Below are 15,046 nucleotides of genomic sequence, written 5' to 3'. Positions count from 1 at the left end.
TCAATTCGCCAGGGTGAATTCTGAGCGATTGTTGACCACGCGAAAATCGCCCATATCCACAGGCTCGTTCTGAAAACGGATAGAATCGACCGCGCTTACCGCACCGATCACTACCCTGAACGGAGTATCACCGGACACATCGATCCGGTCACCGTCCCTTTGCAGAGAGTTTACCAGTCGTTCGCCGTCGGCATCACTAACCTGAACCCAGCAATCAGCGCGAAAACTGATCTGCAGCCGACCGGTTTCTGTCACCGCCACCGGCTCCGAAGGCTCCTGGATTACCGATTCCGTGGCCGGTGCGGCTACCGAACCAGTCTCGATCGGCGCAACCGGCACGCTATCGTCCGCGGCGCTGTCCATCACCGGATCAGTTGCCGGTTCTTCGACGATCTCCGCCTCAGGCTGGGGAGTTTCCGGTTCTTCAACCACTGGCATTGCAGGCACTTGCGACGCCAGAGTGGAAGGTTCTTCACTTGCAACCGCCTGTTCGGAGTCGACCTCCGGCGATTCTTCCGTTACCGGCGCCTCTGTTGATTCCGCCGGTGCTGTCATGTCTGACTCCGGCAGGACGAATGCAAACACCAGGTAACCGGCCAGCGCTGCCACACTCAGCAGCAACACCACCCTGGCAAGGCGGCGCTTTCTCCGGCGCCGACGTTCAATGTCGACCAGAGGATTGGCTTCAACTTCCTGCTCCCGTTTCTGTCGCAGTGGCTCCAGCTCGCGGTCCAGATCGGCAATAATCTTGTTATCGTCCAGCCCCACCTGGCGGGCATAAGCTCTGACATACCCTTTCAGAAACAGTTCGCTGTCAACCTGGCCGTATTCTCCGGCCTCAATCGCCTGAATCACGGCGGGCCGCAAGTGCTGGGCCTGGGCGACCTCGCTGTCACTCAATCCTTTCTGCTCACGTGCCCGCTTCAACTGCAGGCCCACTGGATCGCTTGTCATTACATCTAGGTTTTCTTCAATCGCCATTGGACATCAGTGCCTTATATTGCTGATACTCGACTGACTCCGGGAAATTATTCTTCAGCTGCAGGGCCAGGCTGGCTTCCTGATTTCGGTTATTCAAATGATGGGCGATGCGAATACCGGTCAGCAGGCTTTCCGGAGAATGCCGCAGGCGGTCGTTTTTCTGCATCATCATGGAGAGGCGGGCGTAATAACGGGAGGCAGCATTGAACTCCCCCTGCTCTGCCAGCACCCGTGAGAGCGCAAGCAGCGATCGGGCGTCGCCCCGGGTCAGTTCAACGGCTCTGCGGTAGGAAGATGTGGCGGCGTCCAGTTCCTGCAGACGCTCTTGAGTCATGCCCAGATTGAAGAACACCGAGCCGCGATCTTTATATTCAGTATCTCGTGAGGCCAAACGGAACTGACTAACGGCCTCATCCATGCGGCCCTGGCCATAGAGGAATGCACCGTAATAGACCCGTGCGCGGGTGTAGTCTGAGTCCGATGAGATCGCCCGCTTAAAGCTCTTCTCGGCCAGCGCAGCTTCGCCTTCAGCGTTGTAGATCAGTCCCATTGCAGCCAGGGCCCCGGCGCTGTCGGAATCGAGATCCAGAGCGCGCTCAAGGTGATGACGGGCTCGCTCAAGGTTGCCCTGCCCGATGTAGGCCGTGGCCAGCTGGACGTAATCAGCTATGGCTTCCTGCCGGTCCGCCTCGCGGGAGAACCGGCTATCGGTAGTGGTGACACAACCTGTAACCAATGAGGCGACCAACGTCAGGGCCGCTATCACAGACAAACGCCAGCTCGTTGATCTATAGGTCACAGTTTTGCATTCCTCGTTACTGTTTATTTTTTGTCAGTTCCGTTTCAGGGATTTACCTGACGCACTTCGATGTATCGCTGACTCCGTCGAGTTCTGTCTTCAACCTTACCCACCAACTGACCGCACGCGGCGTCAATGTCATCGCCACGAGTCGTTCTGATGGTTGCAATGTGCCCGGCCTCGTTCAGCACCTTCTGGAACCGGCGAGTGGCGTTCATGCTCGGCCGACGGAAATCGCTTTCCGGGAACGGGTTAAACGGAATCAGGTTGATCTTGCATGGCAGATCTTTCAGCAGCACCGCCAGTTCATGGGCGTGCTCCGGCTGGTCGTTCATGCCTTCAATAACCGTGTATTCAATAGTCGCCTTACGCTTGTCGGGCAGCCTGGCAAAGTAGCGCTTGGTCGCGGCCAACAGCTCAGCTATCGGGTACTTCTTGTTGAGCGGGACCAGCTTGTTACGCAACTCATCATTGGGCGCGTGCAGTGAAATCGCCAATGAAACATCAGTAACCTCAGCCAGGCGATCAAGTGCAGGGACAACGCCAGAGGTACTCAGCGTCACGCGACGTTTGGAGATGCCGTACGCCAGATCTTCCATCATGAGGTTCATGGCATCGACAACGTTGTCAAAATTCAGCAGCGGCTCGCCCATGCCCATCATCACCACGTTGGTAATCGGGCGGTCCGGACCGGGCTCGAACGGCATAAACGCCTTTCTTGCCACCCACACCTGACCGATCACTTCTGCTGCGGTCAGGTTTCGGTTGAAGCCGCGTTTACCGGTGGAGCAGAAAGTGCAGTCAAGGCTGCAGCCAATCTGTGACGACACGCACAGCGTTCCACGCTCGCCATCCGGAATCAGGACGGTCTCAACATTGTTGCCGTTGTCCATGCGCATCACCCACTTACGGGTGCCGTCTTTGGACGTCTCATCGTAGACAACTTCGGGTCCACGAATCTCTGCCACTTCCTTCAGTTTCTCGCGCAGGGATTTGCTCATATTGGTCATTTGATCGAAGTCATCGGCACCACGCTGATGAATCCATTGCAAAACTTGGGTGGCACGAAAACGTTTCTCGCCCAGGGACTCAAAGAAAGCCTCAAGTTTTGCTTTCGGCATCCCCAGAAGATTCGTTTTTTCAGCGGCCGCTGTCATCTTATAACCTCGATCAAATAACCAATTCGGGGGTGGCACCGCCACCCCCGATCAACAAAATCAGCCGCGCGGGCAGATCTCGTTGTCATTGAAAAAATACGCGATTTCACGCTCTGCAGACGCTGCAGAGTCGGAGCCGTGAACGGCATTGGCATCGATGGACGATGCGAAATCGGCGCGGATAGTACCGGCTTCGGCTTCCTTCGGGTTAGTTGCACCCATCAGGTCACGGTTCTTGAGGATGGCACCTTCGCCTTCCAGAGCCTGAACAACAACCGGTCCAGAGGTCATGAACGCAACCAGATCGTTAAAGAACGGACGCTCTTTGTGCTCAGCGTAGAAGCCCTCGGCTTGCTCCTGGGTCAGGTGCATCATCTTGGCGGCAACAATGTTCAGGCCGGCCTTTTCAAAGCGGCTGTAGATTTCGCCGATTACGTTCTTTGCAACCGCGTCGGGCTTGATAATAGAGAGCGTGCGCTCATTTGCCATGATCTTTCTCCAGTAAGGTTCGGGTTAAAATTCAGGCCTGCGATTATACGCAGTCCGGGGCCAACTGCCTACCGCACTGCACGCAGGCGGCTAACAACATCAACAATTTGGGACGCTGCAAAGGTGGCTTCTTCGGCGGTACTGAATCGGCCGAAGGAGAAACGCAGTGCCCGATGGGCCAACTCATCACTCAAGCCGATACCACGCAGGACAAAGGAAGGCTCAATAGTCGCCGATGCGCAGGCTGATCCTGACGATACCGCGAGATCACGCAGCCCCACCATCAGGGATTCCGCCTCAACCCCTTCGAACGACAGATTGACGATACCGGGCACCCGATACTCCTTACTGCCGTTCAGAGTGACACCATCAAGGTCCGCAAGTCCTTGCAGAAACGAAGCCCGAAGCTGCTCCAGGTGCGCCGTTTCCGATTCCAGGCCGTCTTTGGCGATGGCAAACGCCTTGCCCATGCCGACAATCTGATGAGTCGGCAAGGTTCCCGAGCGCATGCCCCGTTCGTGCCCACCGCCATGAATCTGGGCTTCAATACGTACATCTGGCGAGCGCCTGACATAAAGCGCACCGACGCCCTTGGGGCCATACACCTTGTGGCCGGACAGTGACATCAAGTCCACGGACAGCGCACTGACATCCACTGGCATTTTCCCGGCTGCTTGCGCCGCATCCACATGAAACAGAACGCCGCGCTCGCGCAGGATGCGGCCAATACCGGCAACATCGGTAATGCAGCCAAGTTCGTTGTTTACCAACATCAGGCTGACCAGCACCGTGTTGCCCCGGAGCGCTTCGGTTACCTGCTCGGGCCGGATTCGGCCGTCCGGCCCCGGCGTCAGCCAGGTCACTTCAACCCCATGCTGTTCAAGCCACTTACAGGTATCCAGTACTGCCTTGTGCTCGATGATAGAGGTAACGATGTGCGGGTTATCACGACCGGCAACCGCCCCTTTGATGGCTAGGTTGTCTGACTCGGTGGCGCCCGACGTCCAGACAATTTCCCGGGGATCCGCGTTGATCAATTCGGCAACCTGCCGACGCGCGGACTCAACCGCAGCCTCTGCTTGCCAACCGTAAGCGTGAGAGCGGGAAGCCGGGTTACCAAACACCCCATCCAGGGTAAGATACTTCACCATTTCTTCAGCGACAGACGGCGCAACGGGCGTCGTCGCCGCATAATCCAGATATACGGGCTTATTCATGGGCGTAAGGAGTATAGTTTCAGGCCGGCGCCTGATCGGACAGGCGTTCGGTATTGATCGTTTCAGAGCCGTTGTCTGACTGACGCTGGTTCTGCCGGTCCGCAACCTTGCGGATTTCCTGTTTTGCCATCAGGTCACCGAGGCTGATTTCGCTCAGGAACTGATGGATCTGATCACTCAGATCGGACCACAGGTGGTGAGTCAGGCATTTCTCGCCCTTCTGACAGTCACCCTTGTTACCACATCGGGTGGTATCCAAGGATTCGCTCACCGCGTCCACAACTTCCGCAATGAACACCGCGCCAGCTTCCCGGCTAAGGCGATAACCGCCCCCAGGGCCACGAACGCTGATCACGAGATTCTGTCTACGTAGACGAGAAAAGAGCTGCTCAAGATAGGACAGCGAAATTTCTTGACGGGCTGAAATATCGGCCAGACTCACCGGCCCCTGGTCTCCATGCAGAGCCAAGTCCAACATTGCCGTTACGGCGTAGCGGCCTTTGGTGGTCAACTTCATAACATCAGCCCCATGATGGGATTGAATCGCGATTCACAGCAGCGAGTATGAATTGACCCACTAAAACAGTCAAGTATTCAGCCCCGGGTGCCATCACTGTCATCGCGCACGCAGTCAAAGTCCTCTTCCTGCAACGGCGGCAACGCGCCATTCTGATATTCGCTATTAACCTTGCGCAATGCCTTGCACATATTCTCGATCCGATCGTCCACCGCGTGCATGTGATCCAACAGCGACCGCACTGCACGGGCAACCGGATCCGGCATTTCCTCAGTCACGCCGTAGGCATCGAAGCCCATCCGCTCTTCCATCTCTTTGCGGCGCTGGTCGTCCTCCTCGCCCTTGGGCTTGACGATGATGCGACCGGGAATCCCAACCACGGTTGCACCTTCAGGAACCGCCTTGGTGACAACTGAATTTGAGCCAACTTTTGCCCCTGCCCCGACCTCAAAGGGCCCGAGGATCTTGGCGCCAGCACCGACCACCACACCATTACCAATGGTGGGATGCCGCTTACCCTTGTTCCAGCTGGTGCCGCCCAGGGTCACACCCTGATACAACGTGACATCGTCACCGATGATGGTGGTTTCGCCAATGACTACACCCATGCCGTGGTCAATAAAGAACCGGCGGCCAATGGTTGCGCCCGGATGGATCTCGATACCAGTCAACCAGCGAGCAATGGTGGAGATCGTGCGAGCAATCCACTTCAACCCCAGCCCCCATAGCCAGTGGGCAAACCGATGAAACAGCAGCGCGTGCAGTCCCGGATAGTTGGTCAGGACCTCAAACGTGTTCCTGGCGGCCGGATCCCGGTGGAACACACTGTTGATGTCTTCCCTTAAACGTTCAAACATGGCCATCTTCCTGTCCCGCAGCCTTCGCTTCGGCCTCGGTTGATTTACGGTTATCTTCGGCACCCACGGCCTTTTGCACCGACGTCAGTATGCCCCTGAGGATATTGATTTCCATCTGATCCATCCTTGCGCGCTGAAAAAGCCGGCGCAGACGCGTCATCAGCTGACGCGGGTTATCCCGACGATGAAACTCGACATCTACCAGAACTTGCTCAAGGTGCCCGAAAAAGCCTTCGACGTCGTTGACAGGTGCCGGCGGCACATCCCAGCCAGGATCGCCCGGCGCGGTCATCGGCTTTAAATAGGGGCTTCCTTCGCCACCTTCAAGACCACGCAGGTGGTGCATGCGCAATTCATAACACATGACCTGAACCGCCATGGCCAGATTCAGCGAACTGTAGTCCGGATTTGACGGGATATGGATGTGGTAATGACACCGCTGCAGCTCATCGTTGCTGAGCCCGTGATTCTCCCGACCAAAAACCAGGGCCACCGGCCCGTTTACCGCATTCTCTGCGGCTGCGACGGCGGCTTCCGGCGGCGCGATCACCGGCCAGGGCACTTTGCGTCCACGAGCACTAGTGCCCATCACCAGGGAACAGTCCCCAAGCGCCTGCTCCAATGATGACACCACTTGCGCGCGATCCAGAATGTCAGAGGCTCCGGCGGAGCGGGCATAGGACGTCTCGTCGGGGAATGAACTCGGGTTCACCAGCCACAGATTGCCAAGCCCCATGTTTTTCATGGCGCGGGCCACCGCGCCAATATTGCCGGAGTGTGACGTCTCGACCAGAACAATTCTGATCTGATCTTCAAATGTATCGGTGCCTTCGATGGGAAGTGCCGGTTTGTGCATTGCGAACAGGCCCAAGCTGAGTGGATAGTAGTAGAAATGATACCAGAAACAGGACACCTATCGCCCCTCCCAAGATGCCCTAATCCATTGCTATCCGTGGTATTGCTAAGCCAAAAAACATACAAGAGGGGTGATCTTTTGCTATGATACCCGCCCTTCACACACCCGGATAACGAACACTCAGATGCAACCAGCTATAAAAATGGCCCTGCGCGTAGCGCGTCAGGGGTCCGATTATTTGAAAGCCCATTTTGAGCGCCAGGAACCCACCGGCAAGGACGACGCTGAGCGTCGGCAACAGCTGGAACGGGTCGAGCAGTCGATTTACGACAATTTTGCGGAGCAACTCGAAAAGGCCTACAAGGACCACAGCATCGCGCCTCTGAATGAAGCGAATGCGGGTGACAGCGAAAAAAGCTGGCACGTCTTTACGGTTCTGGGTCGCGAAAACTTCCTTCGAGGCATCCCGGAATTCGCCCTGGCCCTGGCGCAAAAGCGCAACAACCGTACCGAAAACCTCTTGGTGATCAACCCCGTTACCGGCGAGGAATACTCGGCCAGCCGTGGACACGGTGCAGCGCTGAACAGCCGTCGGGTTCGCGCCTCTGAAATCAAACACAGCAAGCAAGCGGCTATTGCCACCAACTTGCTGGATCAGGCCCGGAAGAATGAAGACGCCCAATTGTGGGGTGAAATGGCTTCCGTAGTGGCCAGCGAGTCAGCCATGTTCCGGACGTCAGGCTGTGTGGTTCTGGACATTGCACGCGTGTCTGCCGGCAGCCTCGATGCCGCGATCATCTTCCGCCCCGAAACCGTGGACCTTGACCTGGGCGTGACCCTGGCCATGGAATCCGGCGCGTTGACCGGCGACTTCTCAGGCAACCCCTCTACCGGTGGTGCCCGTCAGCTCGTCGTAGCTAACCCCAAGCTGTTCCGGGAAGTACTGAAAGTCCTGCACCCGTTCCGGGGGCGCCTGCCGCGCTAAGCGCGTTTCAGGCAGCCACAAAAAAACCGCCACCCCTGAGGGATGGCGGTTTTTTTACGCCTGTAAAACAGGTTACATGCGATTCAACCACTCCGGCGGCTCTTCCTCTTGCTCATCGGTAGCGGCGCCTTCTTTCGAAGGCAGCGCGAGATCTTCCCGCGACACACCGAACGCCAGCAGCAGGTTTGCCGACACGTAGATGGAGGAATAGGTACCCACCACAACACCGATGATCAGCGCCAGGGCAAAGTTATTGATTGCCTCACCACCAAGCAGGTATAACGAAAACAACACCACGAGAGTGGTTCCGGATGTGTTGATGGTCCGGCTGATGGTCTGATGAATCGAGGTATTGATGATGTGCCAGGAATCACCCACCCGCATCTTGCGGAAGTTCTCGCGGATGCGATCAGCCACCACGATGGTGTCGTTCAGCGAGTAACCGATGACCGCCAGCAGTGCCGCCAGAACGGTCAAATCAAAGGTCCACTGGAACAGCGAGAATACACCCAACACGATGATGACATCGTGAGCCAACGGCAGTACCGAGGCGATACCGAACTTGAACTGGAAGCGCATGCCAACGTAGATCAATACCACCGCCAGGGCGAGCAGCAGACCAAGACCACTGTCTTCCCGCAATTCCTCACCTACCTGGGAGCCGATAAACTCCGAGCTTACCAACTCAAGACTTGCACCGTCAGCCTTCAGGGCTTTTGTGACCTCAACCGCCAGCTCATCGTTGCCTGCCTCGGCCAACCGTACCAACACAGTGGTGTCGGCACCGAAGTTCTGCACCACAAACTGATCGTATCCTGCAGCGCCCAGAGTGTTCCGGATGTCTTCCAGGGCCGGAGCCTCAGCATATTCAATCTCCACCGACGTACCGCCGGTAAAGTCCATGCCGAGATCGAGCCCCCGAACCGCCAGAAGAACCACGGAGGCAACCAGCAACGCGATGGAGAGCACGGAAGCGATCTTCCGGAACCCCATGAAATCAAATGGTTTTTTCTCGTGCTCAGACATTTGCGAGCTTCCCTCCGATCGACAACTTCTCGATCTTGCGACCGCCGTATACAAAATTCACGATGCTGCGACTAACCATGAGGCCGGAGAACATCGACGTCAGAATGCCCAGGCACAGGGTCACGGCAAAGCCTTTCACCGGGCCAGAGCCCATGGCAAAAAGAATGACGGCGACCAGCAAGGTGGTGATGTTGGCATCGAAAATGGAAACGAATGCCCGTGAATAACCTGAATTAATGGCCGACTGCGGTGGTAGCCCTGCCTTCAATTCTTCCCGTATCCGCTCAAATATCAGGACGTTGGCGTCAACCGCCATACCGACCGTGAGCACGATACCGGCAATGCCTGGCAGTGTCAGCGTTGCCGACAGGATCGACATGCAGGCGATCAACAGCATCAGGTTAAGTGACAATGCCACGTTGGCGATGAGGCCAAACCCGCGGTAGTAGACCAGCATGTACAGCAGAACCAGACCAAAACCAAGCGCCACCGACATAACACCGGCATCGATGTTTTTCTGCCCAAGGCTTGGCCCGATGGTGCGCTCCTGCACGAAGTACATGGGCGCAGCCAGCGCACCGGCACGCAGCAGCAGCGCCAGCTCGGCCGCTTCTGGAATGGAGTCCAGACCGGTAATACGGAAACTGCTGCCCAGCGCCGACTGAACCGTGGCCAGGCTGATGATGCCCTTTTCTACGACGCGCTTGTCGACGGAAGTCAGCTCGCCATCAACCATGCGGTTTTCGGTTTCTGTGCGGAACTCGATAAAGAGTACCGCCATCCGGCGACCGATGGCGTTGCGGGTGGCGCGATTCATCTGGTCGCCGCCCACGGAATCCATAGTGATATTGACCTGAGGCTGACCGTTCTCATCGAACGCCTGCTGGGCATTAGCGACGTTGTTGCCAGTCGTGATTATGTCACGCTCAAGGCGGGCCGAACGCTGGGGATTGTCACGAAAGCTGAATTCTTCGACTTCACCCGCCGAGGCATCCTGACGGGCCTCCATGCGGAATTCCAGGTTCGCGGTTGCACCAAGTACCCGCTTGGCCTGAGCCGTATCCTGAACGCCGGGCAATTCAACGATGATCCGGTCGGCACCCTGACGCTGAACCAGTGGCTCGGCAACACCCAACTCATTAACCCGGTTACGGATGGTGGTCAGATTTTGCTCCAGGGCATATTCCTGAATGGAACGTACCTCTGCTTCAGACAGCGACAGCACGATCTGACGCTCGCCATCAACAGTGCGCTCGTCCATCAGGAACTGGTTGTACTGGGCACGAATCAGGTCAAAGGCTTCACTACGCCCGGCCGCGTCCCGGAAACTGAGTACGATCTGTCGATCACCTTCGACATCGCCGCCGCGGTAGCGAATGCGTTCTTCACGCAGCTCACCCTTGATCTGGCTGGACAAGGCCTCCAGGCGCTGATTAACCGCCGTGACCATGTCGACCTCAAGCAGGAAGTGAACACCACCGCGCAAATCAAGACCAAGCTTCATCGGGCCAGCACCAAGACTCTTCAGCCAATCAGGCGTGGACGCCGCCATATTCAAGGCCACCAGATAGTCATTGCTTAGGGCGGCCTGGACGATTGGACGGGCCTGAAGCTGGTCATCGCCATTGGTGAGGCGAATCAGGGCATCCCGATCCTGAAGCGTACTGCTTTTTACCTCGATCCCCTCGGACTCAAGCGCTTTAACAGCACGATCCAGAACGGTTGAGTTAACTTCGGTACTGCTGCGGGCGCCAGTAATCTGAATGGCGTGATCGTCGGGGAAAAGGTTGGGCAAGGCGTAAATAAACCCGATCACAAGGGCGACCAGGATAACCAGGTTTTTCCAAAGCGGATACTTATTCAGCATGGGATCCCTTTTAGCCGGCCCCTGGGGCCGGCCTTGGTGTTTCAGCCAGAAAGAATCAGTCCGTCCGGTGCCGGACTCCGGCTCAGATGTCCTTCAGTGTGCCCTTCGGCAGTGCCGCCGCAACAGCCACTTTCTGCACCTTGACCTCAACATTGTCGGCAATTTCAACAACGATGAAATCGTCGGTGACTTTGGTGATCTTGCCAGCAACGCCGCCAGAGGTCACAACCTCATCACCTTTATTCAGGCCAGACATCAGGGCCTTGTGCTCTTTAGCGCGCTTGGACTGCGGACGCCAGATCAGGAAGTAGAAAATAAGGATAAAGCCGGCAAAAAAGATAACCTGACCCATCACACCCATACCTTGGGCAGCGGGATCCTGTGCCAGAGCCAGTGCGGGCATCATTGCCAAAAGGCCGGCTACGAGCAACTTGATAGATTTCATTGAATATCTCCGTTGGTTTTACAAAAAAGTGTTTGGCGAACAATCAGGAACCGCCCAGCGGCGGCACTGTCTCCCCGCGCAGAGCATAGAAGTCGGTTACAAAGTCGGACAATGTACCTGCTTCAATGGCGCCACGCAATCCAGCCATCAGGTTCTGGTAGAACCGCAGGTTGTGGATTGTGTTGAGCTGGGAGCCTAGCATTTCTCCACATTTATCGAGATGATACAGGTAACTCCTCGAAAAGTTCTGACACGTGTAACAGTCACAACGCTCATCCAGCGGAGCGGTATCGTGACGGTGTCGTGCATTCCGGATTTTCACAATACCGGTTGAGGTAAAAAGGTACCCATTACGAGCATTCCGGGTTGGCATGACACAGTCGAACATATCCACACCCCGGCGAACCGCTTCAACGATGTCTTCCGGACGCCCTACCCCCATCAGGTAACGCGGCTTGTCTTCCGGCATCTTGGGCGGCAAGTGGTCGAGAATCCGGATCATATCCTCTTTGGGCTCACCCACGGACAACCCGCCAATGGCGTAACCATCGAAGCCGATGTCGGTCAGACCCTCGAGTGAGACGTCCCGCAGACCTTCGTACATGCCGCCCTGAACGATCCCGAACAGAGCGGCCGGATTGCCTTCGTGCGCCTTTTTGCTGCGCTCTGCCCAGCGCAGCGAAAGTTCCATGGAATCTTTGGCTTCGCGCTCGGTGGCAGGGTACGGCGTGCATTCGTCGAAAATCATGACAATGTCGGAACCGAGATCGCGCTGTACCTGAATGGCGATTTCCGGATTCAGCTTTACCGGCGAGCCATCGACCGGAGAGCGGAATGTTACGCCCTCTTCGGTGATCTTTCGCATCTCGCCCAGGCTGAAGACCTGAAAGCCACCGGAGTCGGTAAGAATCGGACCTTCCCACTGAGTGAAATCATGCAGATCGCCGTGGGCTTTGATCACTTCGGTGCCTGGACGCAGCATCAGGTGGAAGGTATTGCCGAGAATGATTTCGGCCCCGATGCCGTGAATGTCTCGGGGCAGCATCGCTTTGACAGTGCCGTAGGTACCGACTGGCATGAACGCCGGGGTTTCGACATTGCCCCGGGGAAAGCTCAGCCGCCCGCGACGGGCGCGGCCGTCTTCCCCGAGTTTTTCAAATGACATAAAACAGGACTGGCTCAAAGTGATTCCCCGCTGGTATCAGAGCTTGAATCGGTTGTGGTACTGGTTGGACCGAGCAACATCCCGCGACTCGGCTCCTGGCAAGTGATGAACATGGCATCGCCGTAACTGAAGAAGCGGTATCGTTCCGCCACCGCCTCTTCGTAGGCATCCATAACATTCTTGTAGCCAGCGAACGCACTGACCAACATGATTAACGTGGATTCCGGCAAATGAAAATTGGTGATCAAGGCATCGACCGTCTCAAATCGGTAACCCGGACTGATAAAGATGTCGGTCTCACCCCGGAAGGCTTTCAGTCGGCCTCCCCTGCTCGCGGATTCCAGTGAGCGAACGGACGTGGTGCCGACAGCAATGACACGACCGCCGCGCGCACGGGCACGCTCGACAGCGTCAACCGCCGCCTGCGGAACCTGCACTACTTCGCTGTGCATCACATGGTCTTCGATACGATCAACGCGCACCGGCTGGAACGTGCCAGCGCCCACATGCAGGGTAACAAAGGTCGTCTCAACCCCAAGGTCCTGAATCGTTTGCAGCAGGGCCTCATCGAAATGCAGGCCAGCGGTGGGCGCGGCAACGGCGCCCGCCTCTCGGGCGTAAACTGTCTGGTATCGCTCCCGATCCGTGCTCTCGTCCGGGCGATCCACGTACGGCGGCAGTGGCATATGGCCAATGCGCTCCAGCACCTCAAGCACAGGCTCGGCAGACTCACAAACCAAGGTGAACAGCGCCTCATTCCGGCCGGACATACACAGGTTGGTACCGTCCTCAAGAACAACCCTCTGGCCTTCTTTTAACGCTTTGGAGGCACGCACGTGCGCAATGATTTCATGCTCACCGGTCACCCGCTCTACCAGGATTTCCACCTGGCCACCGGTTTCCTTCTTACCAAACAGGCGCGCCGGGATTACCCGGGTATCGTTGAACACCAGCAGGTCACCGGGCTGTAGCAGGTCAGGAAGATCCGCAAAGTGCCGATGAACGGTTTTGCCTGACATCCCATCCAGACACAAAAGGCGGGAGGCCGTGCGCTCAGCAAGCGGATATCGGGCGATCAGCTCGTCCGGCAATTCAAAGTCAAAATCAGAGACGTTCATAGGAAAGGACTGTCAAGAGGCAACTGCGGTTGTGAAAAAGAGAACGGAATTTACCACGGAATGGAACTCGCCTGAACAGCAGGAGCAATTATTATGATTTTGCGAGAGTGTCAGAGCGGACCAGAACACCTGAAAAGGTGGTAGCGGCGGGCGGACTCGAACCGCCACGGGTTTTACCCCAACGGATTTTGAATCCGTCGTGTCTACCAATTTCACCACGCCGCCAGCGAAGAGAGAGGGCGATTATACTGAGCTTGCCCATGAAATCAATAACTCATGCGGACAGATCACGCCCGACCGGGCCAATATTTAAAGCCGGTCGAACAACGACAGCTGCGACACCTGTGCAAAGGACTGCTGTGCCGCCTGCAGAACGAAGCTTTGGAAACTCAAATTGCTGATGGCCTCGGCGTAATCCAGGTCCTGCAATTCCGAACGGATTTCGTTGGTGTACACCGAGGAATCTTCCAAAAACTTCTTGGTGGATTCTACGGAATTCATCCGGCCACCCAATTCGGTCTGCTTACCCAACAAGCTGTCCTGGGCATTGTCCAGGTTGCTGAGCGAATCGGCAATCAGGGTATCGAACTGGGCACTGCTCTTGGCGCTATCCTTGCCCAGCGAATCCAGCCCGGCTATCAGGTTTTCGATGGTGTTGAACACCGACTGCCGGTCATTGATGGCCAGGGTAAATTCATCCCCCGCAGCGGCGTCACTCACTGTTGCACGAATACCGGCAACCTCGAACTCTTCACCCACCAGCGCGGGTGACGGATTGGTCGCCAGCGCTGTCGCCGGAGTTGTGTTGGGGTTTTCGGCCACCACCTCCCCGGCCCCATTAACGGTTAGCCGAATATCGTTGGGAACCGCGCCACCGAAGGCGCTCTGCAGAGCGTCGGTATCAGTCAGCTCTACCCCGGAGATGTAGGAGCCGGCACTGTTCGTTACCGCCTCAACGCCGGTGATCGCTTTAGGGATACTGACAAAAATGCCCTTGCCATGATCACTGATCGGCACCGTTACCCCGTCATCAATCTCCAACACGCGCTGACCTTCATCGCCCTGGTACTGCCAGCTTCCGGCCGCATCCTGGACAAAGGCCTGCCGAGATCCCTGGAAACCGCTGAAGATATACTCTCCGGAGGCATCACGGGTGTTGGCAACATCGGCCAACTGCCCCAAGCGCTCAGTCAGTTCCGAAGATATGGAGCGGCGATCGTTTGCCGACAGCGCACCATTACCGGCCTGTACCGTCAGCTCCCGGACCCTCTGGAGAATGTCGATCGAATTTTCCAGCGCGCTTTCTTCCTGGCTCAGACGGTTGTCCGCCAGATTCACATTCCGCTGATAAGTCTCAACCCGAGACAACTCCTGATCGAGTTTCAGGATACGGGCCGCAGCCACCGGATCGTCCGATGGCGTGTTGACGCGTTTACCGGAAGAGATCTGTTGCTGGGTGTTGTTCAGGTTGCTGTTCAGCTCCTGTAGGCGATTAATACCGCCCGAAAAAACCTGTTGTGATGAAATTCGAATCATCGCAGATTACCTCACGCTGCCATTCCAACCG

The 15,046-nt window shown here is 56.7% G+C and carries 15 protein-coding genes and 1 tRNA gene; 1 reads left to right on the top strand and 15 read right to left on the bottom strand.

The window, feature by feature from the left end; all coding sequences use genetic code 11:
- From FCS96_RS14655 to trmJ, 8 genes are all read right to left on the bottom strand, one after another.
- Window positions 1-954 carry a RodZ domain-containing protein gene (locus tag FCS96_RS14655; protein ID WP_228264120.1) on the bottom strand — a complete coding sequence of 318 codons (954 nt, stop codon included), beginning with the start codon at window positions 952-954 and terminating at the stop codon, window positions 1-3.
- 16 nt (window positions 955-970) lie between these two features.
- Entirely contained in the window at window positions 971-1,753 is a 783-nt protein-coding gene (gene pilW, locus FCS96_RS14650; protein ID WP_228264119.1) for a type IV pilus biogenesis/stability protein PilW, read from the bottom strand.
- Window positions 1,754-1,824: 71 nt separating this feature from the next.
- Entirely contained in the window at window positions 1,825-2,937 is a 1,113-nt protein-coding gene (rlmN, locus tag FCS96_RS14645; RefSeq protein ID WP_138441128.1) for a 23S rRNA (adenine(2503)-C(2))-methyltransferase RlmN, read from the bottom strand.
- 60 nt (window positions 2,938-2,997) lie between these two features.
- Complete coding sequence (ndk, locus tag FCS96_RS14640) at window positions 2,998-3,426, bottom strand: nucleoside-diphosphate kinase (RefSeq protein WP_041338786.1); 429 nt, start codon at window positions 3,424-3,426, stop codon at window positions 2,998-3,000.
- Window positions 3,427-3,494: 68 nt separating this feature from the next.
- The gene (locus tag FCS96_RS14635; RefSeq protein ID WP_138441127.1) at window positions 3,495-4,643 is read right to left on the bottom strand and encodes an IscS subfamily cysteine desulfurase; all 1,149 of its coding nucleotides are present in this window, start codon (window positions 4,641-4,643) and stop codon (window positions 3,495-3,497) included.
- A 19-nt stretch (window positions 4,644-4,662) separates the two neighbouring features.
- Window positions 4,663-5,160: a Fe-S cluster assembly transcriptional regulator IscR gene (gene iscR / locus FCS96_RS14630; protein ID WP_138441126.1), complete on the bottom strand. Its 498-nt coding sequence runs from the start codon at window positions 5,158-5,160 to the stop codon at window positions 4,663-4,665.
- A 77-nt stretch (window positions 5,161-5,237) separates the two neighbouring features.
- The gene (gene cysE, locus FCS96_RS14625) at window positions 5,238-6,017 is read right to left on the bottom strand and encodes a serine O-acetyltransferase (RefSeq protein WP_138441125.1); all 780 of its coding nucleotides are present in this window, start codon (window positions 6,015-6,017) and stop codon (window positions 5,238-5,240) included.
- Entirely contained in the window at window positions 6,010-6,873 is an 864-nt protein-coding gene (trmJ, locus tag FCS96_RS14620) for a tRNA (cytosine(32)/uridine(32)-2'-O)-methyltransferase TrmJ (RefSeq protein WP_138441425.1), read from the bottom strand. Before trmJ ends, cysE begins: the two co-directional genes overlap by 8 nt.
- A gap of 184 nt (window positions 6,874-7,057) precedes the next feature.
- Here trmJ and FCS96_RS14615 point away from each other — a divergent pair, with 184 nt between their 5' ends.
- Window positions 7,058-7,858, top strand: a complete 801-nt coding sequence (locus tag FCS96_RS14615) for an inositol monophosphatase family protein (RefSeq protein ID WP_138441124.1) — start codon at window positions 7,058-7,060, stop codon at window positions 7,856-7,858.
- Window positions 7,859-7,930: 72 nt separating this feature from the next.
- On the opposite strand, the gene secF is transcribed toward FCS96_RS14615, so the two are convergent.
- From secF to flgL, 7 genes are all read right to left on the bottom strand, one after another.
- A complete protein-coding gene (secF, locus tag FCS96_RS14610; protein ID WP_138441123.1) occupies window positions 7,931-8,884 on the bottom strand; it encodes a protein translocase subunit SecF in 954 nt (317 codons plus the stop codon).
- Entirely contained in the window at window positions 8,877-10,751 is a 1,875-nt protein-coding gene (gene secD / locus FCS96_RS14605) for a protein translocase subunit SecD (RefSeq protein ID WP_138441122.1), read from the bottom strand. Before secD ends, secF begins: the two co-directional genes overlap by 8 nt.
- Window positions 10,752-10,833: 82 nt before the next feature.
- A complete protein-coding gene (gene yajC, locus FCS96_RS14600; protein ID WP_138441121.1) occupies window positions 10,834-11,196 on the bottom strand; it encodes a preprotein translocase subunit YajC in 363 nt (120 codons plus the stop codon).
- A gap of 43 nt (window positions 11,197-11,239) precedes the next feature.
- Window positions 11,240-12,361, bottom strand: coding sequence for a tRNA guanosine(34) transglycosylase Tgt (gene tgt, locus FCS96_RS14595; protein WP_138441120.1), 1,122 nt, complete (start codon window positions 12,359-12,361; stop codon window positions 11,240-11,242).
- Window positions 12,362-12,375: 14 nt separating this feature from the next.
- A complete protein-coding gene (queA, locus tag FCS96_RS14590; RefSeq protein WP_138441119.1) occupies window positions 12,376-13,479 on the bottom strand; it encodes a tRNA preQ1(34) S-adenosylmethionine ribosyltransferase-isomerase QueA in 1,104 nt (367 codons plus the stop codon).
- Between the two features lie 138 nt (window positions 13,480-13,617).
- A tRNA-Leu gene (locus tag FCS96_RS14585) sits at window positions 13,618-13,704 on the bottom strand.
- A gap of 84 nt (window positions 13,705-13,788) precedes the next feature.
- Complete coding sequence (flgL, locus tag FCS96_RS14580) at window positions 13,789-15,015, bottom strand: flagellar hook-associated protein FlgL (RefSeq protein WP_138441118.1); 1,227 nt, start codon at window positions 15,013-15,015, stop codon at window positions 13,789-13,791.
- Window positions 15,016-15,046: the final 31 nt, after the last annotated feature.

This window comes from Marinobacter alexandrii (assembly GCF_005871205.1).
GTDB classification, from domain to species: Bacteria; Pseudomonadota; Gammaproteobacteria; order Pseudomonadales; family Oleiphilaceae; genus Marinobacter; species Marinobacter alexandrii.
This window is presented reverse-complemented; position numbering and strand designations above follow the sequence as displayed.